This is a genomic window from Vibrio sp. S457-15 (genome assembly GCF_000960545.1).
Lineage (GTDB): Bacteria > Pseudomonadota > Gammaproteobacteria > Enterobacterales > Vibrionaceae > Vibrio > Vibrio parahaemolyticus.
In genome coordinates, this window is record NZ_JYOQ01000072.1 from 1 (window position 1) to 388 (window position 388).

Genomic DNA, 388 nt, shown 5'->3' on the forward strand with positions numbered 1-388 from the left:
TTATTATTCCGCGAGCAATGCCGGGTGCCCCAGTTACCATGATGTATGAGAACGATTCAGTCCAGGTAACATCATATTTAATCACAGCAATGACAGAATTGCTAGGTTTCGTTGATGGGCCTATTTACATCCAATCCCTGTCCTTCATTAAAATCATTCTAAGCTGGGAGCTAGGTACTTCAATTCAGTTCTATCCGCTTTCAGTAAACTCTCTCCTTGGCAGTGCATTTGGCTGGTCTCTGTTCCTAGCTGGTACAGCGGTTGTGCCTTCTTTCTCAATCGCATCAGTTCTTGGCATCTTCGCCGCTTGGAAACGTGGTAGTCGTTACGATGCCTTCGTAACACCAGGCACAATGATCATCCAAGCTATCCCACAAATGGTTATCGC

At 45.6% G+C, this 388-nt stretch carries 1 pseudogene; it reads left to right on the top strand.

Annotated features, from left to right (window positions below):
• Positions 1-2: 2 nt before the first annotated feature.
• Positions 3-388 (top strand): annotated as a pseudogene (locus UF05_RS08585) (ABC transporter permease); the annotation flags it as partial.